Origin of the sequence: Desulfosediminicola ganghwensis, assembly GCF_005116675.2 — a bacterium.
Lineage (GTDB): Bacteria > Desulfobacterota > Desulfobulbia > Desulfobulbales > Desulfocapsaceae > Desulfopila > Desulfopila ganghwensis.
The window spans coordinates 949,294-969,657 of sequence record NZ_CP050699.1 but is presented as its reverse complement, the minus strand read 5'-3'; the positions used below and the strand labels follow the sequence as shown (position 1 = coordinate 969,657).

Below are 20,364 nucleotides of genomic sequence, written 5' to 3'. Positions count from 1 at the left end.
ATTTCTTATGAAAGTAACAATTTCTGACATTCTCGCCGCGCTAGATCGGGAGGCTCCCTTCGATCTTGCGGAAGATTGGGATAACGTCGGCCTGCTTGTCGGCAATCCAGACCAGGAGATACGCTCAGTATTAATTGGCCTGGATGCAACAAACGCCTTGATGGACGAGGCAACATCCCTGGGCGCCGACACAGTCCTCACCCATCATCCAGTTATCTTCCGCCCCCTGCCCAACATCAACACCGCCTCCCCCGAGGGAAAGATTCTCGAAAAAGCCCTCTCTCAAAAAATCTCGATCATCGCCTGCCACACCAATCTCGATAGCGCCAAAGAAGGCGTCAGCGACATTCTCGCTTCCTCTCTTGGCCTTACAGAACTTACACCACTGCTTCCCGCAGCCGGCTCTGCCGAACCAGGTGTTGGAACAGGACGCATAGGCAGTTTTCAGCAACCACTGCCCATAACCGACTTTATCGCCAAAGCCATCGACGTTCTTGACTTACCTACACTGCAGGTTGCAGGCCCTATGCCTGAATTTGTCAGCAGGGTAGCGGTTTGCGGTGGCAGTGGCTCAGATTTTGCCCCAGCGGCATATGCAGCAGGTGCGGATATCTACCTCACCGGTGAGATCAAACACAATATCGCCCGCTGGGCGGAAGAACGTGACTTCTGCCTTATTGAAGGCACCCATTACGGAACAGAACAGCCTGCGGTACAACTGCTGGCAACCAAGCTCGAACGGCTTGCCTCAGCCAATGGCTGGAAAATAAAAATAATGCAGTCAAGACAAGAGAAGCACCCTTTTGTCTGCCTGCAACAAGACAGCTTTACCAAAGCATAACCCCAGACAGGAGAAGTACCTTGAACGATCACATAGCTCAGCTCATCCTCCTCCAGGGCATTGACCTGGAAATTGACCAAATCGACAACCAGATCAAGTCTGAACAGAATGCCCTTGATGAGCGTATTACCGCCCTTGCCCAGCGCGAGCAGAATATCGCCGACCTCACCGAGCAAATCGCTGAAATTGAAAAAGAAAAGCGTGTCCTTGAGACTGAAGCAAGTGACAAGCTCGATCACGTCAAGGATCGTCAGTCCAAGATGATGCAGGTCCAGACCGGACGTGAGCAGACCGCTCTCTTAAAAGAGATCGAAGACGGCAAGAAAAGCGTCAAGGAGAACGAAGACAAAATCGTCGCTCTCATGGAACAGTCTGAAGCGTTGTCCACTCAGATCGATGAGGAGAAAAACCTGCTCAAAGGCGAGAAGAAGCTGGTCGAAGAAGAAAAAGCCAAAGTTCGTGACGCCATCGAGGCCATCAACAAGGGCAAGAAATCCAAAGATAACCAGCGCGCCAATCAGGCCCAGGTTATCGAGGCCCGCCTTCTGAAAAAGTACGACACCCTCCGTTCACACCGTAACGGTCTGGCGGTTGCCAATGTACTCCAGGGCGTCTGCCAGGGTTGCTTTATGTCAATCCCGCCCCAGAAATACAACATGCTGCTGAAAGGCGACACCATGCTCGACTGCCCGTCGTGCCAGCGTATCGTCTATCACCAGGAGCCTGTCACCGCCGAATAAACTCCGGCTGTGCCTGTTCTGCGGACTGAAGCTGCATATCCCGTATCGTAAGGTGCGCATGATCGCGATACGGGTTTTGCTTTAGAGCAGAACAACATAGAAGTTGACCTGCTGCCTGCCCAGGCATGCAGGGTATGTGCGGAGGCTGATCTTTACACTTTCATCTTTTCAGCTTTCTCATTATTGTAAGTTTTGGAGTGGGCGCATGATCGCTCCGGCCCTGGTGCCGGAGAGGAAAGTCCGAACTCTACAGGGCAGGATGGTTCGTAACACGAACTCCGGGTGACCGGGGGAAAGTGCCACAGAAATTAAACCGCCTGATTTTTCAGGTAAGGGTGAAACGGCGAGGTAAGAGCTCACCGCTCTCTTGGCGACAAGAGAGGCACGGTAAACCCCATCCAGAGCAAGACCAAATAGAGAGATGCTTGAGAGTTGCCCGCTCGAAATCTCCGGGTAGGTTGCAAGAGGTGCTGAGCAATCAGCATCCCAGTTAAATGATCATGGCCCCGCAAGGGGAGACAGAATTCGGCTTATAGCCCACTCCAATTTTTTTGAGGCTGTTCTGCTGCTGACACTTTTGTTGACAGATCGGGGCAGCCTTCTTCTATTTTCAACTATTGACGTAATGACATCGAAAGTTGCCGCCATCATCCCTGCGGCCGGTTCCGGCACCCGGATGAAATCCAATCATCCCAAACAGTATCACTCCCTCGGAGATGCTCCGATTCTGGTCCATACCGTCCGGGCTTTTGTCCGCCATCCGGCCATTGATCAGACCGTCGTTGCGGTCCCTGCCGAGTGGCTGGAAAAGACCGAGCACCTTTTGGCCGAACACGGCCTTAACTGCCCGTCGCTTATTGTCACCGCCGGTGGCCGTAGAAGACAGGACTCGGTTTTCAACGGACTTGAGGCGCTGGACGATGACATTGAAATCGTGCTGGTCCACGATGGGGCAAGACCCCTGCTCTCCTCTGAGCTGATCGACCGTTGTTGTCAGGCGGTGGAGCAGCATGGCGCTGCAATTGCCGCAGTTCCCGTTAAGGATACCCTGAAGCGTGGTGGAGACGGCAACCTGGTTACAGATACCGTAGACCGTGAAGGTCTCTGGCAGGCCCAGACCCCCCAGGCCGCCACCCTCGCCCTGTTGAGAAAAGGGTATCAGGCCGCTGCCGGTCAAGATGTCACCGACGAGTCGATGCTGCTTGAGCACGCCGGAATCCCTGTGACTCTGGTCATGGGCGAGGAGACTAATCTCAAAATCACCAGACCCGAAGATCTGGCACTGGCTGAGATCATTATGCAGAGATCACTACAAAACGACAACCCGTCGCCCGACGCACCCGAGGGGGCGGCCGCCTGCAGGATAGGCCACGGCTTTGATGCCCACCGGCTTGTCGAGGGGAGAAAACTTGTGCTGGGCGGCATTGAGATCGACTACGAGTTGGGCCTCGCCGGCCACTCCGATGCCGACGTGCTTACCCACGCCCTGTGTGATGCGATTCTCGGCGCGTTGGGTGCCGGCGATATCGGCAGCCATTTCCCCGACAGTGACGGTGCTTTCAAGGATATATATTCTATCAAGCTACTTGATCGAACCATTGAGCTTGCCAGGAAAAAAGGCTACAGGATCGGTAACGCCGATATCACTGTGGTGTGCCAGAAACCAAAACTTGCCCCCCATATCCCCAGGATGAAAGAGGTGCTGGCGAAAAGCTGCCAGGCACCCGAAGATGCCATCAACCTCAAGGCCACCACCACAGAGAAGATGGGATATACCGGCCGGGGCGAAGGCATTAGCTGCCACGCCGTTGTTTTACTCACTTCAGCCAACTAGTCAGCAGGAGACAGCATGACTCAATATATCGATAGAGAACGTATAGCCAAAACCTTCACCACACTGTGCGAGATTGACAGCCCGTCGCGAAGTGAAAAGTCGGTTGCGGATCATCTGAAAGAGGTGTTCGCTTCCCTCGGTGCAGATCAAATCATCGAAGATAATTCAGCCACAGGAACCGGCAGTGAGTGCGGCAACCTGATCATCCGCTTCAATGCGACCAAAGACGATACTGAAGGCGTTTTCTTCTCTGCTCACATGGATACCGTACAACCCGGCACTGGTGTCGAAGTTGTACGCACCGGCGACATCTTCACCAGCAAGGGCGAGACCATACTTGGCGGGGATGACAAATCCGGCATTGCCGCTATTATCGAGACCCTCACTATTCTCAAAGAACAGAAAATTGAGCATGGACTCATCGAAGTGGTGCTGACAACCTGCGAGGAGGTCGGCCTGCTCGGGGCCAAGCACCTCGAGCATTCCAACATCACTGCAAAATATGGCTACGCCCTGGACTCCAGCGGCATCGACAGTGTGGTGATAGGCGCTCCGGCCGCCAACAAGTTTCGCATTGAAGTGACCGGTGCTGCCGCCCATGCCGGGCTCAACCCGGAAGCAGGCATCAGCGCCATCCAGGTTGCGGCTAAAGCAATCAACAGTATCCAGTTAGGACGAATTGATAACGAAACTACTGCCAATTTCGGCGTTATCAGCGGTGGCTCGGCAACCAATATCGTTCCGGAAACAGTGATCATCGAAGGAGAGGTCCGTAGCCATAAAATCGAGAAGCTTGAGCAACAAACCAGGCTGATCGCGGACACCTTTCAGCAGGTGATAGAGGATTGGCAGAATCCATCCCCTGAAAACACTCTCAAGCCTGCACTTTCCATCCAGACCACCACAGATTATCCGGCGATGCTGCTCGAAATCGAATCACCCGTTATTCAACGCATCCAAAAGGTTGGAGAACAAATGGGAAGAGAGTTGCAGTTCGTGATTGCCGGTGGAGGAAGCGATGCCAATATACTCAATGGCTTCGGCATCCCCACTGCCATTGTCGCCACCGGTATGGAAAAAGTACACACCACCGACGAGCAACTGGATCTGAACCATCTGGTGCGGGTTACAGAACTTGTTTATGGAATTGCCTCCGGCAATTAAGCTGTTCATTGTTTGAATCAGCAGCCTGATGAGGAAATCGGCATTATCAGTATAGATAAGAACATCTAACGACGGTTATGCACTCTATAACGAAAGCTAAAGCATGGTATTTTCGTTTATAAAGTATCTCCAGGACGTTCTTTCTTGTTGAATTATAGCATCACATGGTACAAGATGGGCTTTGCACCAAGCTAAGCCCAATAGCCTAGTTTATTTAGTTTTCCTTTAATTTCAAGCCTCTGCGTAGAGCCGATCGGAATTCCAGCTTATGGAAACGACACGTATTCCTCTTGCAGAATGTACTTCAACGGACGGGTTTATGTCAGACAACACCATTCACCACAACTCACTGAAACCAACCCATGAATGCGGAGTTTGCGGTATTTACGGGCACGATGATTCCTCAAAACTCGCCTACTTCGGCCTTTACGCCCTGCAGCACCGTGGTCAGGAGAGTGCCGGTATCGTCACCTCCGACGGCAAGAAGGTCTGCATGCACAAGGATATGGGGCTGGTTCCCGAGGTATTCTCTGAAGATGTCCTTCAGCGGCTCAAGGGCAACATCTCCATCGGCCATGTGCGCTACTCCACCACCGGTGCCTCCAACATTGTAAATACTCAACCACTGATGGTCAGCCACCAGGGGACGACACTTGCTGTCGCCCACAATGGCAACCTGACCAACTCCATGCAATTACGTCGTGTTTTGGAAGATCGCGGTTCAATTTTCCAGACCACAATGGACAGCGAGGTTGTTCTTCACCTGATGGTACGCGCCGCCAAGAAGGGGCTCGAAGATGCGTTAAAAGAAACCTTCAGGGCCATGAAGGGTGCCTACTCCATGCTGGTTATGACCCCCGATACCCTGGTGGCAGTGCGCGACCCAGACGGTTTCCGCCCCTTGTGTCTCGGTAAATTGACCAATGGTGGTTATATTGTCGCCTCTGAAACCTGCGCTCTCGACCTCGTTGACGCCGAGTACGTTCGCGATATCGCTCCGGGTGAGATGCTGATTCTCGATAAGGAGGGCATGCGCTCACTCTACCCCTGGCCAAGACAGGAGACGAACTTCTGTATCTTCGAACAGGTCTACTTTGCCCGCCCCGACTCTGATATTTTCGGCACCAGTGTGTACATGGCCCGCAAAAGGATGGGAGAAATCCTGGCCAAAGAAGCCAAGATCGATGCCGACTTTGTAATGCCGTTTCCCGACTCTGGCAACTACGCCGCTCTCGGTTACTCCCAGGCATCCGGCATTCCGCTGGAGATGGGCGTTATCCGAAACCATTATGTCGGACGCACCTTTATTGAACCAACACAGTCCATGCGCGACTTTAATGTCCGCGTGAAGCTCAATCCGGTTCGGGGTTTCCTGAAAGATAAAAGAGTAATTATCGTTGAGGATTCCATCATTCGCGGAACGACCGGCAAGAGCCGTGTCCGTGCCCTGCGTGAGGCAGGCGCCAAAGAGGTGCATATGGTGGTCAGCTGTCCTCCGACTCGCAACGCCTGCTATTATGGTATCGATTTCCCTTCCGAATCGCAGTTGATTGCCAATCAGAAGACCATTGACGAAATCGCCAAATACCTCGGCCTCGATTCCCTGCACTACCTGAGCCTCGAAGGCCTCGTGGAAGCGACCGGCATGGATAAAAATGCCTTCTGCCTTGCCTGTTTCAACGGAGTTTATCCGGTCGAGCCTGATAAAATGTTCAAGAAAGAAGCCCTGGACTAGGATTCTGCTCAGCTCGAAGGCAACTACAGGATAATCTGAAAAGAAAAAGCCGTAACTCTCTATAGGAGTTACGGCTTTTTTTATCTGATTACTGCTGGAGCTTCGCTGCAAGGAGTTCGGCGTGAGGAGAACGGTGACAGGAGTAACAAGGTAAAGCTACAACACTCTTCCCTACCAGTAGATTGCACAATGATTCCAGAGAGTAGCGGCTTATAGAAAGTCCGACTCAGCCGCGACAGACGATACGATTTCTGCCGCTGTTTTTCGCGTCATACATTGCCTGATCTGCTCTGGCCTTCATCATCTCTTCATCTTCAGCTACCGGCACATCAATATTTCTCCTGCATGTTGCCAGGCCTATGGAAAGAGTAGTTGTACCAAATTGATACGCATTAAAGCCATTCAGCACCCTTTTCATTATCCCCTGAGCCTGCCTTGAATTCGTCTGCGGCAGCAGGATTGCAAATTCATCTCCACCGAGGCGGAAGCACATATCCACATTAGTCCGGGTACAATCGACGACTACCCTGGCCAGAGCCACCAACACCTGATCACCCTCCTGGTGACCGTAGGTATCGTTGAATTCCTTGAATCTGTCCACGTCAATGATTGCCAGGAAAAGCTGATAGCCCTGACGATTCGCACGCTCAACCTCTCGGGTGAATCGTTGGTCGAAGGCACGCCTGTTCAAAAGCCCGGTCAAACCATCGCTGAGCGACAATTGCTCCAGACGCCGTACCAGAGCCCTCTCCCTGAAGCCTCTGGCAAGCTTTGCTTCCAACTCTGCAAGCTCTATCGGCTTCTTGATAAAATCCATGGCGCCCGCGCTGATTACATCGGCATAATTGACCCTGCCGCTAAAGCCCGTAGCAATTATCACATCGGTATCTTTATGTGTTTTCTTGATTTTTCCAAGGAGCTCCATACCATCCATGCCGGGCATGACAATATCTGACAACACCATGTCGATATCGTTTTCCGCCATAATCGCCAGCGCCTGCTCGCCCCCCTCGGCAACCAGGCAATCGTAACCAAGCGAAGTGACCATAGCCTTCAGCGCCAAACGCACAGGGCTATCGTCATCCACGACGAGTATTTTGGCACTATCCTTAGGTTTTTCCATGCTGTATATTTCGCAACCTTTTGGATTTGGTTCCAAATATTGACAATTACGGATTTACAATCACCAATAGTAGCATATTGAAATGATTAAAATCCAGTATGGAAAAAGTCTTTTGCAATTTCTCTCCGAATAGGGCAATATCAGCCGTTAACACCGAAATCATTAATAAATTTATCTTTCAATTGCTTTGGATCAATTGAATAGATAGGATTACCGTATGACGAATTGGCAGGCTGATAAAACCGAGGAAGCCCTGAAACAGCACGACGAGCTTCCTGAGTCCACTCCACGCAATTTCTCTGATATCGAATTGAGAAATGTCTTCGAGAGTGGTACCGATACAGATCCGCTCCCGGAACTGATCCGAATTTCCAATGATCTGCTTCCAGCCACGGAAGATGGTTTTATCATCCGGTTGCATAATGATATTGACGCAATATTTGATGGCAAAAAGCAAGGTTTTCGAAAAAGTAACATCAAATATCATGACCTCCGCCATACCAGAAGTGTTGTTCTGGCCACGATGCGGCTCTTTCATGGCCTGAAATGCGACGGCCATCATTTGCCGGACGATGTGATAAAACTTGGCATATTATGCGCGTATTTCCACGATACCGGCATGCTTCTCACAATTCATGATTCAGAATCAAACGGCTCCGCGTATCTCAAATGCCACGAGAAACGCTCAATAAACTTCGCCAGGGAATATATCTCTGAGCTTGGCTTGCCCGACGCCTACGTTGACAACTGTGAACCAATTATCAACTGTACAAATCTGGATATAAAGCCGGAAACCCTGCCTTTTGAATCGGAAGAGATCGAACTGACCGGCCACGTGCTCGGCACTGCTGATATTCTCGCCCAAATGGGGGACAGGTATTACCTGGAGAGCCTTCCACTGTTGTATATGGAACAAAAAGATGCCGGCATTGAAGAGTTCGACTCCTCGATGGACCTGATGCGGGGAACGGCAACCTTCTACTATGAAGTTATTGAAAACAGACTAGCCGTTCAGTTCAAAAACAGATGCCTTGCAATGCAGACCCATTTCAGGGAGTGGTGGGGCATAGATAAAAATCTCTATCTCGATTATATCGAAAAGAATATCCAGTACCTGAAAATGATAGTCCCCAAAAGCGAGAAAAATCCCGCCTTGCTGGGTCACTACCTCAAGCGGCGTCATCCACAAAACAGGTGACCCCATGCCAGCCCCGGCGACCTTGTCTCTATGCTCCGAACATGCTATTTCTGTCTGGGATCCTTACCTGTTTCAAACATTTCAAACAGTTCATAAAAAGTTCTGGCCACGGCACTGTAGTGGGTAACTGAGCCTGAACTGGCATACGCCTTACTCAGCTCCATTGCCTTCACGAAACTTTCATGGCTCTGTGATTTCTGCGGTTCTTTCACTGCTTCTACCAGCTTCTCTCCAATAGTATCCTTCACGCCTTTCGTCCTTACCTGTTAATTGCCTGTAATTTCTGCCAGGCCAAATCTTTGCAGGAATCGCGACCCGATAAGATTCTTCTTTTGCTGTAGAATCTCTTTCAGGCCTGCACCCTTGTACCAGAGCTGTACCACCCATCGAAAACAGCTGCCACGCCAGCCTGCTCCGCCTTTTTATAAACCGACTTCAGCATGCCTTCCATGTTTTCCACATGATGTCTGCGCACCATCATGGTCCGTTTGACCTCTATAATTTCCCAGTGGTTCCTTGCCACATGCCGTCCAGCCCTCGCCTTGGCAAGTTCAATATCCTCGGCAAAAACCATCACTGTCGCTATCGCACCGCTCAGGTCTGAATATCCATCGTTTTCACCCGTCGGTCGAACCTGATATTGAAAATAAAATGGATACGTGGTGATCATGCGTACCTCCATGGCAACAAATGCGTTTATCAATCTCCTTGGGCAAGAATAAAATCACCAATGGAATTATGGATCTTGATAAAACTGTCAAATCCCGAAATTTCAAAAACCTCGCGGATATGATCCTGCATATTACATGCTGCAAACTGCCAGTCAATCCCCCGATACACCTTCGCCACATTCAGCACCACCCGGAGTCCGGCGCTCGATATATAATCCAGATCGTTAAAATCCAGCAGCAAATTGTTTTTCGGTGTGCGCACATACTCTTCCATCTCTCTTTCAAAATCGGGTGATGTGAGCGAATCCAGCCGACCGACCGGTTTTACAATGATTGTGTTTGCTTCCTTTGCAATGGTAAATTCCATATTTAAAGCCTCATGAAAATATTCACACCGGGCAACCGCCCGCTGTCTGTGACGATTTGCAGATGGCTCCAGTTCTACGATAGTTCCCTGTCTTCTGCTAATCTATAGTTTTACGAACCACAGTTACATTCTTTTTGTCCCGGCGCTGGTACTCAATACTGTCAGTATAACAATGTACCAGATGCACCCCCAGCCCTCCCGGTACACGCTGCGCCAAAGCTTCACAGGTGTCAGGCAATGGCTGCTTGGTTATATCGAAAGGCGCGCCGTCATCGACCATGGTAATGATCAGCTGATCCCAGTCCTTAACAAGGGATATTTCTATGTTTTTACCTTTCCCATGCCTTACAACATTAGCGCACAACTCCTCTATGACCAGCAGAATTTCAAACATCTGCTTGTCTGAGCACTGGATTGACTCCTGAAGATTCTCTATCGCATTACTGAGCGTATCCAGTTGATCCAGGGTGGCGTCTGTCAGTTGAAAAGTAACGTTCATTCTTTATAATAGGGTCACGCCCACTTTTTGTAGACAACAAAGATCCAGGTTTTCCAGGTTCCTCTGCTCCCAGAGCCGCAACTGCTTCAACATCGTTTTCCTCAACAGAGGCGCAAGCTGCGGGTGTTTTTCACGAATAGTCAAAAATTGATCCCGGTTGAGAATGAGCAGTGTCGAAGGTTCCTCCACTTTCAGGGTGAACAGGGACGGCATGCTGCCCACCAGAGAAAAGGCCCCGATGAATTCTTTTTCGCCATAACTTCTCAGGAGTCTCTCTTTTTTGTCCACCTCCAGATAGACCCCCAAAGCCCCTGAAATTATATAAAATGCCATTCCCGGATCATCGCCTCTCTCTATCAAAACGTCACCGGCCCGATATCTCCCCTGCTCAAAGAGATATGCGATCAGCTTCACCACCTCTGGGGGAAAACCTTCAAAAAACTCGATTTCTCTGACTATTTCCAGATTACGCTGCAGTTCTGAAACATGCTTTTTACCGTCTTCCAGAGACGAGCTCATGGAGCACCCCCTTCTTTTTCATCAATTCCTTATAATTGCCGAACTCGATAATTTTTCCCGCCTTCATCACCGCCACAAAATCAAAATTGGCAATTGAATCGAGTCGGTGAACCACAGAGATAACCGTCGATTTCCCTTTCCAGCGGGTATCCATCAACTGCTGAATACGGGCCTGAGACTTATTATCCAGGGCAGATGTCGCCTCATCCATAATAATCACTCTCGGCTCTTTCAGCAGAACACGGGCAATTGCCAGTTTCTGCCGCTGCCCGCCGGAAAGCTTGTCTCCCATACTACCGACCCCGAAATCCATGCCAATGCTCGCGACCTGCTCAAGAAGATCTTCTTCAATGAGTAACTGGATCATGGCTATATTTATTTTTTCCTGGGCGTGGGGCAGATCTGTCACAACTCTGCCAAAGAAAATATTGTTGAGAATGGGCTCATCAACAATATACTCTTTCTCATCGTAATGACTGAATCTTTTAGGATATTTCTCAGTACTCCAGCTTACCCAGGCTTTTCTCGCATTAAGAATCTCCCTTTCAATCTCGTCGGTAAAGGTTGCGACCTTGTGGCGTCCAGGGCTGTAATTAAGGGCCAGGTGAATCAGGGATTGCTTGTCAGCATCAGCCATACGGTAATTTTCCGCAGGCCGGATTCTATCCAGCAATAACCGGTAGTCCTGCATACGTTCAGGTTCAACAGGGCTAAACCTGAAGAACATCTCCACCGAGCCAAAACCAGAGAGTATATCTTCGGTCTGATGGGCGATCTCAATACCGAGGTCTATCAGCAATTCTTCAAGACCTGCATGCCTGATGAACGCTTTAAAGTCATCATGGCCGATGAGCCGGTCGATATTCCAGCTTCTGTCATGGTACATACCAAACAGGATATTCTCTGCCAGCGTCGCCTGATAGAGAAACACATCGACCTGATAAAACTCCACATAATCTGCCAGTTGCTCGCCGAAATTCTTCCGGAAATTTGCGCGCATGCGCACTATTTTCTCCATCATTGCCGTATCGGAATTGTCGAGCAGTGATTTGAGCCCAAATCTCAATACATCAACAAACAAACCAGCCTGCTGCAGGCAAAGAATCATTCTGTCGAGCGGAGGTGCTTCAAGTTGCGGCAGGTTCTCCGGTGTAGCCGCAATCTCGCTTACAGCCCGTTCTGCATAAAGCAGATTCTCCCTGATGGTTCCTGTAAAGACGAATGGGCTCTGGGAGATGTAGCCTATATTTTTAATTATATCCTGTTTGGTGAAATCAAGCAGGTCATGACCATCCAGGGTGATGGTGCCCGATCGGTACTTGTGCATTCTGGCAATACACTGAACAAGTGTTGACTTGCCACTTCCTGAAAAACCAACCACAGCCAGATGCTGCCCGGGTGCAAGTTTCATGCTCACGCCATCGAGCAACCGGGCGCCTTCCGGCGTTTGATAGACGAGATTTTTAATCTCGATCTCCCCCTGCAGGGTCAATTGCTCGTCCCTGGTGATGGTCGGGTCAAAATCGGGCATGGCCGAGTATTGATGCATAGTGCGCGAATACCTTACCTGCGCATCCTGATACACCTGGTAATAATCAACAAGCTCCTTCCAGGGGTCATAGAGCTTCTCCTGGGCAGACAGAAAAGCCACCATGGCACCCAACTCAAGTTCACCACGCAGGATAAGAATACCACCGAAAATAAAGACGATGAACGGGCCCAGACTGACAAAGAAGTTGTTGGTCGTCTTTATACCCTGCCGCAGTAACGTCCAGCGAATTCGGACCTTTCTGAGCGCCTCCGCCAACAACCCGAATTTTACATTCTCCCTGGTATAGGCACCATGAACCTGGACTTCCTGAATTCCCGTGATCGACTCGGCTATCTGGCTTGAGAATTTTCTGGAAAGATCCACCCGCTCGGCATTGGCAATGTTGGCTTTTTTCTGCATGCGCGGAAGTACAAATACTATGAAAGGATATATTCCCAGTGTCGCCATTGCGAGCTTAGGGTTCAACCATAGCAAATAAACGCCAAGGGCCAGCAGGGTTAAAATATTAGTGACCGGCACCGAGAGCGCCATACCTGCAAATGCTCCTGCCGTGCTCAGTTCAGTTACCAGGGAAGAGACAACCATTCCCGGCTGGGTTTTTCTGAAAAAGGAAAGAGGCAGGGTTACGATATGCCTGTAGAGTTCCCTGCGCATCTCCACCATGGCCTTTTCGCCGATGATGGTCTGTATATAGTTGATAGCCAGCTTCAGCCCGCTTGCCGCCGCGACGGCTGCCAGGTAAATGCAGGAATAAAGAATGAGATTGTCGAATTTTCGGAGAGCGATCGAGTCATTGATGATCCTCTTCTGCATCTCAAGCGGCAAAACCCTGGCCACAACCACGAGGAGAATTATGAATAACAGGAGCAGCTGGAGCTTGAGATTTCCATGCAGCACCCAGTAAAAAATCGATCTGCGGGTCAGCTCTGTCGCCTTCTTTTCAGCCATTCACAGGCTCCTTGACCTCGCTGTCAACTCGCAGGGGTGCTATTGCAGAGCTACCTTTAAAAATTTCCAGAATAATCATCTTCGGCCTTAACACGAAATTTACGGGTGACATGTGTCTTGCCTTTTTCAGGTCACAGCCTGCCCATTGCTATTAATTTTGACCATAACCAGGGTAACGTCATCTCCCAGCGATTTTTCACCGCAAAAATGAATTACCGCGTCTGTGATAATTCTGCACAATTCTTCACTTGTGCAGGCTGAGTTGGCAAGCATAAGCGCTTCGACCCGCGCCCTGCCAAAACACTCTCCCGAGGTGTTTTGTGCCTCCCATATACCATCACTGCCGATCATCAGCAGAAGTTCGCGATCTTTTATCTCAATACTGTTTTCCTGAAATTGCCAATCCTTATCAAAGCCGAGAACCAGGCCGTCCCCCCTCACCTCGACAAATTCTCTGGCAGCCGGGTCATACAGTATGGCAGGCTCGTGACCACAACGAACCCAGCGAAGAATATTTTTGTCCCGCTCAACAACCAGAAAAAACAGAGTCACAAAATTGCCTGTCTTTTCAGTATCCTTGTATAGCAGCTCATTGACATCCCGGACGACCTCCACCAAGGTTCCCGGTTGTTCACTTCGACAACGGACCAGCGCCCGCACAGATGCCATCAGCAACGCTGCGCCGATGCCGTGCCCAACCACATCGCCCACGACAACCCCAACCCGCTGACAATTCTTCGGATCAGGCAGTATATCATAATAATCACCACCCGTTTCATCGTGGTATTGACTCAGCCCGAAGATATCTATGCCATCTTCTTTATAGCTTGATTTTGGCAGCAGGTTCTGTTGCACTTCCCTGGCAACGGTCATTGCTTCCTGCAACTCCATCCGCTCCTTGAGCTGCCGGGTCATGACGTTAAAATTTCTCACCAGCTGGCTTACTTCGTCCCGCCCTCTCTCTTCCAACTCCGGCCCAAATTGACCATTTGCCAGGTTATGGGCCGACTCCGAGACGTTTCTGATCAATTTTGCTGGAGCGCTGGTCGCAAGCTTGATAAAAATCAGCACAGTAAGCATACCGATACCCGCCACCCAGAAAAAATAGCGGCGAAAAGTGATAATATCCTTAAGAATCCTCTCTCCCGGTGCGACCACAACCAATGCCCAGGGTGCCTCCTGCAATCGATAAAAAGCACTCACCCGTTCCGGCGGCATTCCGGCACCATAGACAATGCCGTGATGCTTTTTATTGATCTCTTCCATGGTAATTTTTTCCAGCCTTCCACTTTCCCCGAATTTCTCGTTTACCCGGTACTGATCATCAAACTCGAGAATGTTTTTTCGGGTCAGGACGTTACCCTGGTTATCGACGATGAAGGCCAAATTTTCCTGCCAGACCTCAGAATCGACAATGTCCTTGATAAGGCTGTAAAAAAGGATTTTCACCTCCACTCTTCCCACGCGCTGGCCATCATTGTTATAAAACTCACTTACCAGCGATGTCGTGGGACCTTTCAACTCGGCATCATATTCCGGGATCGTAAGCTCAAGAGGCTGCTTGCGCCTGACACGCATTCCCTCCATTACATGCCCCCTCTCACCGGATCTGCTCTCATTATTATACCAGATGACCTGAGCTGTAATCACTCCCTCCTGCTGTCGAATCTCATCAAGCAGATAGCTTGCCACCCGTCTGTTTTGGTTCTGCTCCAGATTCTCCTGATACATAAACAGCAGTTCTTTTGGCTGCATCAGCAGCATATCAACATGGTGAGCGGCCTGCTGCATACGGGCGACTGCCGTCTGTTCCCACTGCTCCAGCAAAACATCGCGGGCAAGGCGCAAGCAGACCACCCCGACAACCAGCAAAATGATCATCGTGGGCAAGATTATATAATACATATTGCGCTGCTGAAGTGTTCTCGGCAGCAGAAATTCGCGCAGGTTGAAGGTCATGAGAATTGTTTGAAAGTGTTTTTGTGAACAGTCGATTAGGTCAGAGACATCTTTAACGCTCAAAGACCAGCGTTACTCATCATCGAGATCAGGATAGAGCTTTTGAGCGCAATCCGGGCAGATTCCATGACTGAACGTCGCCTTGGTATTTTCAGCTATGAATTTCTCAATACGTACCCAGGCGCCATCACCTTCCTTAATGTTTTTACATGACACGCAGATTGTCAAAATTCCGTTAAGCACCTTCAGTTCGGTAAGGGCTTCACTCAATTCTCTTATGAGCTCTTCCCGCTTTCGTTCGCGATGCCTCTCCCGGGAGATATTGCGGGCGATGTGGACAACAGCAACAATCTGGTCTGTTTCATCATAGATGGGGCAACAGCTTACCAGCAAAGGCACAGGCAAATTGTCGTCTTCAATTACCTCGCTGACTGTACTGTTAAATTCCAGGCTCTTTTTGTACGGGCAGTTTGGCCATGGCTCACTTTTCCCGTGAAACACCTCATAACAGTGCTTGCCCAGCAAATCCTCCTGCGATTTACCAATGAAACTGTAAAACGACTTGTTCGCCCGGACGATCCTGAAGTTCCTGTCATGAACTGATATTATATCCGTAATAGAGTTGAATAACTTCTCCAACTCAAAGTCTGTCGCTTTCCCGACGGGATGATCAGTATCCATAGCCCACCCAGGTTTGAGTATTTGAACAACGAATATCTACCGGTCAAAACTCCACCACAGGGAACAGCCCACAAGCAATTGATTTTTCCATATTATTTCAATCCCTGCAACCTGTTCCGTTAACGCGCCCCGCTTCAATCAGGCGGGTCTACCTGAATTTGCAACGCTTCGTGTTTAATTCTACCTCAAAATACAATGGGGTTGCCAATCACATCTGGCCGACGAAAAACCAACAAGAGGATCATCTATTAAATGAAATCACCCAACTATCATAATCGTATTCGACTCTTTTCATTGCACATCTGATAATCAGCAAATTTGCCTGACGTGCCGGGTGGGGTGCTGGCTCCTACCTTCCCGACATAAGATTTGTGAGGAGGAGCAGGAACAAGTGGCCTGGGAGTACAACTAAAAACCAAACAGGACTCCTCAACAATCCGACATAATTGATTATTATAGGAGATAACCACTTTACAATCCACAACGCCCAACGCCTCACGCCCAACGCCTGACGTTCTCTCCTCACCTTTTAAAGCTGAGGATTGGTGATAACCAAGATATTTTATCCTGTATAAGCAGGGACTTTAAGGTAATAGTAAGACTGCCCCGGTAATTTGTTCCATATCTTTAAAACATCGGGGGGAGAAGAGTGATGACACCGGAGCAACGTTACGATCTGGCAATAGAGTGGCGCCGAACCAGCCACAAGGTGCGGCATATGATCAGGCTAGAGTACCGGCGACAATTCGGCAATGACAATTCGGAGGAACACTGGGAAGAGTATTTAACAGAAGCTCTGAACATCAAGCCTTTCTGGAAAACGGCTGGCCTTATCTGACCCGCCGTTCCCATTGTGATGGATAAGCGCAATCAACACCGTCGCTGAGCGTTTCCGCCTGTTCGGCGGACACTATTTCGAATAGCTTGTTGAAGTAGTCGTCCCGCCCCTGCCGGTCCAGTTTGTGTGAAACCACTCACCACGCGGTTTATCAACACGCTCGTAGGTATGCGCGCCAAAATAATCGCGCTGGGCCTGGAGCAGATTGGCAGGTAGCCTTTGGGTCCGTAATCCGTCAAAATAGTTGATGGCTGCACTGTGACAGGGCATGGGAATGCCTGCCATCAACGCTGTGGCAACCACCCGCCGCAGGCTCATCTGCGAACCGACAAGTTGTTCTTTGAAGTATGGCGCCAGCAGCACGTTTGCCAACTTCGGATTTTCAGTATACGCCTCGGCTATGCGGTCGAGAAATGCCGAACGAATTATACACCCGCCACGCCATATCCTGGCAATATCGGCATAATTCAGCTGCCAGCCATACTCCTCTGACGCTGCCTGCAACAACCCGAATCCCTGGGTATATGAGATAATCTTGGCACAATAGAGTGCTTTGCCCAGATCTTCCAGGAGAGCGGGTCTGTCGCCTGCGAATTTCGCCACATCCCCTGAAAGAACTTTCGACGCCTCCGTTCTCAACTCCTTAAAACTCGACAAGCAGCGAGCGAATACCGACTCTGAAATCAGCGAGAGCGGGATCCCGTAATCAAGTGAGGCATCAACAGTCCACTTGCCTGTGCCCTTTTGGCCTGCGGCATCGAGAACTCTGTCGACAACGGCAAAGCCGTCCTGATCGCGAAACGCCATTATCTCTGCGGTAATTTCTATCAGGTAGGAGCTCAGCTCCCCTTTATTCCAACGGGCAAATGTTGAGTGGATCTCATTATTATCCATGCCCATGATTTCTTTCATGAAATGGTAGGCCTCGCAGATCAATTGCATATCGCCATACTCTATGCCGTTATGCACCATTTTCACGAAGTGGCCTGAGCCTCCCGGCCCCATCCAGGCGCAGCAGGGAGTACCGTCATCAACTTTAGCAGCCGCTGCCATAAATACAGGTTCAAGATAGGGCCAGGCAGCTACCGAACCACCGGGCATAATCGAGGGGCCTTTCAGCGCTCCCTCCTCCCCGCCGGAAACGCCGCTACCGATAAAGCGAAATCCTTTCTGCTCGACATACTCCAGTCGGCGTATGGTATCGTGAAAATTGGAATTACCCCCGTCGATGATGATATCACCTTCTTCAAGATAAGGAATGAGCTGGTCAATAAACTGATCCACCGGATCACCAGCCTTCAGCATCATCATGATTCTTCTAGGTGATTCAAGACTCTCAACAAATGATTTCACACTCTCGAAGCCCGTTATATTTTTCCCCCGGGCCCTGCCCGCCATAAACTTTTCCGTCTTCGCATACGTGCGGTTATAAACAGAAACGGAAAACCCTCGTGATTCGATATTCAGCACCAGGTTTTCGCCCATTACCGCCAGGCCGGCCAGACCAAATGTGTTTTTCATATTCGTCTTTCCATTGTTATGCTTAACTATTACCTGAGAATATAAAAATCCGGCAATTGCTCACCGTCTCAAGGCCATCAGTTTGTGAAAAATACTCTTTATGGTCGGAGTCAGCCGATCGCGATTGTACGCGTCCCCGCACTGGCGAATCGCCTCCGCCATTGTGGGATATGGGTGTATGACAGCGGCAAGGCTCCCTAAAGTTGTCCCCGATTGCATCGCCAGCGTTATCTCGCTGATCATATCTCCAGCCCCACTACCCACAATGGTGGCACCGAGAATATTCCCTTTCCCTCTGGCAACATGAATCTTTACAAACCCCTGTTCCCGACCATCAACTATGGCCCGGTCCAGATGTCTGAACTCGCGGCTATAGGTAGTATAGGCGATATTTCGTTCTTTGAGATCCCTTTGGTACAGCCCCACATGCGCGACCTCCGGATCGGTATAGGTGGCCCATGGGACTATCAGCTCAGATACTTTATCCTTGCCGAAAAACAGTGCATTCTTTATCACCTGCCGTGCCATGAAATCGGCCATATGAGTAAACTGATAGCGCCCGGCAACATCCCCCACAGCAAAGATATCCGGATTTGAGGTCTGCAGTTGATCGTTGACCAGCACGCCCTTGCGACTGTCAAAATCCACCCCCGCCTTTTCAAGACCAAGATCAGCAACCGCTGGTTTTCGACCCGCCGCGACCAGAAGCGCATCAAATTCGTGCACCTCTTCTCCACCGTCCTTTGCAAGAACCAACCGGATTGGAGCTTCACTATCTTTGCCCTCAATCCTCTGGTACTGTGCATGAAAGACTATCTTCACACCATCTCTTTCAATAGATTCCCTGACGAGCTCTGCTGCTTCCCTGTCCTCTTTGGGCAATATCCTGCCAGATCTGGAAAAGGCCGTAACCCTGGAGCCAAAACGCTGAAATGCCTGGGCCAGCTCCATTCCGATCGGGCCAACACCTATAACTCCGAGACGTTCCGGCAGCTCTGTAAGATTGAATATTGAGCTGTTGGTCAGATACCGTGACTCTTTTAACCCCGGGATATTCGGCAAAGCCGCAGTCCCTCCGGTCGCAATCACAGCTTTTGCAAAGTTCAGTTCTTTGCCGTTAACCTCCACCCGGTCTTTACCAATAAATCTTGCCCTGCCCTGGAAGACATCGACACCGAGCTGGTTCGCATACCGTGCAGCTGAATCCACCGGCGAGATCTGTGCTCGCAGCCGCCTCATCCGCTCCATGACAAAACCAAAATCGACACGGACCTCCCCTTCGATCCGCACTCCATAGTGATGGGCCTCACGGGTATGGGCCGCCGCCTTTGCACAGGCAAGAAGCGCCTTGGAAGGTACACAGCCCACATTCAGGCAGTCTCCTCCGAGAAGATGTGACTCCACCAACGCCACCCTGCCACCAACGCCCGCTGCGCCCGCCGCTGTAATCAATCCACCGGCTCCGGCACCTATCACCACCAGGTTATATTTCGGCTTCGGTTCAGGATCACGCCAGGCTCTGGGATGGACATTATCAAGAAGTTGTGCATTATATTCATCGAGTGGCGAGATCCCCACTTCTTCGAGGCAAACCTGATCCATACTGGCGAGATTGACATCCGGCTCAGGGAGAGTCGGTTGCAATACCTTCTCACCTCTCCTGCCGGCCCCTCCGCTACTCAAAAAATCGGCCCATTTGACCCAGGATTCCTGACTCGCTTCAGCAGCCACCCCGCCATGATCCTCATCGACAGCAAACCGATAAAAGAGATATTCATTTTTAAACGAATGCGCTCGCTGCACGTGGTGGAACACCCCATGCGCCATTAGAAGATTGCCAAGACGCAAGGCATCCCCTTCATCTATGGCCATGCCGGTTTCGAGAAGGCGGGCAACCGCTTCTTCACCGACAAAACAATTCCGGTAGGTCCTGGCAGGAAAGCCATATTTTCTGTGCTGAATATCAAATATCGACCTGAACTCGGTGGCCAGAGACTCCAGTTCCTCATTTCCCAATGACACATTTTCACTCAAGCCCTTCTCCTTAACCACAACGCACCTCATTATTCGGTAATCACGAATTCCCGGCCTGATTTTCTCACACGCCTCAATCCAGAACCTGCACGTGCCGAATTTGCTACCGGGCCGCTCAATCCTCCCGCCTGTAGTTGTTG

Annotated in this window: 18 protein-coding genes and 1 other RNA gene; 8 read left to right on the top strand and 11 right to left on the bottom strand. The window is 50.2% G+C overall.

All coding sequences use genetic code 11. The features are described from left to right. Positions 1 to 7: 7 nt before the first annotated feature. The 6 genes from FCL45_RS04230 (at position 8) to purF (ending at position 6,314) form a co-directional block, all read left to right on the top strand. Entirely contained in the window at positions 8 to 841 is an 834-nt protein-coding gene (locus tag FCL45_RS04230; RefSeq protein ID WP_136799406.1) for a Nif3-like dinuclear metal center hexameric protein, read from the top strand. 20 nt (positions 842 to 861) lie between these two features. Beyond that, the gene (locus FCL45_RS04225) at positions 862 to 1,581 is read left to right on the top strand and encodes a zinc ribbon domain-containing protein (RefSeq protein WP_136799407.1); all 720 of its coding nucleotides are present in this window, start codon (positions 862 to 864) and stop codon (positions 1,579 to 1,581) included. A gap of 193 nt (positions 1,582 to 1,774) precedes the next feature. Beyond that, positions 1,775 to 2,130, top strand: an RNA gene (gene rnpB, locus FCL45_RS04220) — RNase P RNA component class A. Between the two features lie 76 nt (positions 2,131 to 2,206). Then, a complete protein-coding gene (gene ispD / locus FCL45_RS24990) occupies positions 2,207 to 3,415 on the top strand; it encodes a 2-C-methyl-D-erythritol 4-phosphate cytidylyltransferase (protein WP_136799408.1) in 1,209 nt (402 codons plus the stop codon). Between the two features lie 15 nt (positions 3,416 to 3,430). Continuing rightward, positions 3,431 to 4,579 (top strand): M20/M25/M40 family metallo-hydrolase, encoded by a 1,149-nt coding sequence (locus FCL45_RS04210; protein ID WP_136799409.1) that lies wholly within the window; start codon positions 3,431 to 3,433, stop codon positions 4,577 to 4,579. 319 nt (positions 4,580 to 4,898) lie between these two features. Then, positions 4,899 to 6,314: an amidophosphoribosyltransferase gene (gene purF, locus FCL45_RS04205; protein WP_136799428.1), complete on the top strand. Its 1,416-nt coding sequence runs from the start codon at positions 4,899 to 4,901 to the stop codon at positions 6,312 to 6,314. Between the two features lie 226 nt (positions 6,315 to 6,540). Here the strand turns inward: purF and FCL45_RS04200 are convergent, their stop codons facing one another. Further along, the gene (locus FCL45_RS04200; RefSeq protein WP_136799410.1) at positions 6,541 to 7,437 is read right to left on the bottom strand and encodes a GGDEF domain-containing response regulator; all 897 of its coding nucleotides are present in this window, start codon (positions 7,435 to 7,437) and stop codon (positions 6,541 to 6,543) included. Positions 7,438 to 7,654: 217 nt separating this feature from the next. Between FCL45_RS04200 and FCL45_RS04195 the strand changes: the two genes are divergently transcribed. Further along, entirely contained in the window at positions 7,655 to 8,635 is a 981-nt protein-coding gene (locus tag FCL45_RS04195) for a hypothetical protein (RefSeq protein ID WP_136799411.1), read from the top strand. A gap of 44 nt (positions 8,636 to 8,679) precedes the next feature. Here the strand turns inward: FCL45_RS04195 and FCL45_RS04190 are convergent, their stop codons facing one another. The 8 genes from FCL45_RS04190 to FCL45_RS04155 all read right to left on the bottom strand — a co-directional run bounded on the left by FCL45_RS04190 (position 8,680) and on the right by FCL45_RS04155 (position 15,831). Then, entirely contained in the window at positions 8,680 to 8,883 is a 204-nt protein-coding gene (locus FCL45_RS04190) for a hypothetical protein (protein WP_136799412.1), read from the bottom strand. Between the two features lie 101 nt (positions 8,884 to 8,984). Next, positions 8,985 to 9,305 (bottom strand): hypothetical protein, encoded by a 321-nt coding sequence (locus tag FCL45_RS04185; RefSeq protein ID WP_136799413.1) that lies wholly within the window; start codon positions 9,303 to 9,305, stop codon positions 8,985 to 8,987. 29 nt (positions 9,306 to 9,334) lie between these two features. Further along, entirely contained in the window at positions 9,335 to 9,673 is a 339-nt protein-coding gene (locus FCL45_RS04180; protein ID WP_136799414.1) for an STAS domain-containing protein, read from the bottom strand. 97 nt (positions 9,674 to 9,770) lie between these two features. Next, positions 9,771 to 10,172, bottom strand: a complete 402-nt coding sequence (locus tag FCL45_RS04175; protein WP_136799415.1) for an ATP-binding protein — start codon at positions 10,170 to 10,172, stop codon at positions 9,771 to 9,773. Between the two features lie 3 nt (positions 10,173 to 10,175). Further along, complete coding sequence (locus tag FCL45_RS04170) at positions 10,176 to 10,691, bottom strand: Crp/Fnr family transcriptional regulator (protein WP_136799416.1); 516 nt, start codon at positions 10,689 to 10,691, stop codon at positions 10,176 to 10,178. Continuing rightward, entirely contained in the window at positions 10,666 to 13,191 is a 2,526-nt protein-coding gene (locus tag FCL45_RS04165; RefSeq protein WP_136799417.1) for an ABC transporter ATP-binding protein/permease, read from the bottom strand. The genes FCL45_RS04170 and FCL45_RS04165 overlap by 26 nt, the downstream gene beginning before the upstream one ends. 126 nt (positions 13,192 to 13,317) lie before the next feature. Next, on the bottom strand, positions 13,318 to 15,096 hold the full coding sequence (locus FCL45_RS04160) for a SpoIIE family protein phosphatase (protein WP_167495886.1): 1,779 nt from the start codon (positions 15,094 to 15,096) through the stop codon (positions 13,318 to 13,320). 126 nt (positions 15,097 to 15,222) lie between these two features. Next, a complete protein-coding gene (locus FCL45_RS04155; protein ID WP_136799419.1) occupies positions 15,223 to 15,831 on the bottom strand; it encodes a PAS domain-containing protein in 609 nt (202 codons plus the stop codon). A 652-nt stretch (positions 15,832 to 16,483) separates the two neighbouring features. Here FCL45_RS04155 and FCL45_RS04150 point away from each other — a divergent pair. Beyond that, positions 16,484 to 16,669 (top strand): hypothetical protein, encoded by a 186-nt coding sequence (locus FCL45_RS04150; protein ID WP_136799420.1) that lies wholly within the window; start codon positions 16,484 to 16,486, stop codon positions 16,667 to 16,669. Between the two features lie 72 nt (positions 16,670 to 16,741). Here the strand turns inward: FCL45_RS04150 and gnd are convergent, their stop codons facing one another. Both gnd and FCL45_RS04140 read right to left on the bottom strand, forming a co-directional pair. Next, positions 16,742 to 18,190 carry a decarboxylating NADP(+)-dependent phosphogluconate dehydrogenase gene (gene gnd, locus FCL45_RS04145; RefSeq protein ID WP_136799421.1) on the bottom strand — a complete coding sequence of 483 codons (1,449 nt, stop codon included), beginning with the start codon at positions 18,188 to 18,190 and terminating at the stop codon, positions 16,742 to 16,744. A 60-nt stretch (positions 18,191 to 18,250) separates the two neighbouring features. Next, on the bottom strand, positions 18,251 to 20,224 hold the full coding sequence (locus FCL45_RS04140; protein ID WP_228721439.1) for an FAD-containing oxidoreductase: 1,974 nt from the start codon (positions 20,222 to 20,224) through the stop codon (positions 18,251 to 18,253). Positions 20,225 to 20,364 lie beyond the last annotated feature (140 nt).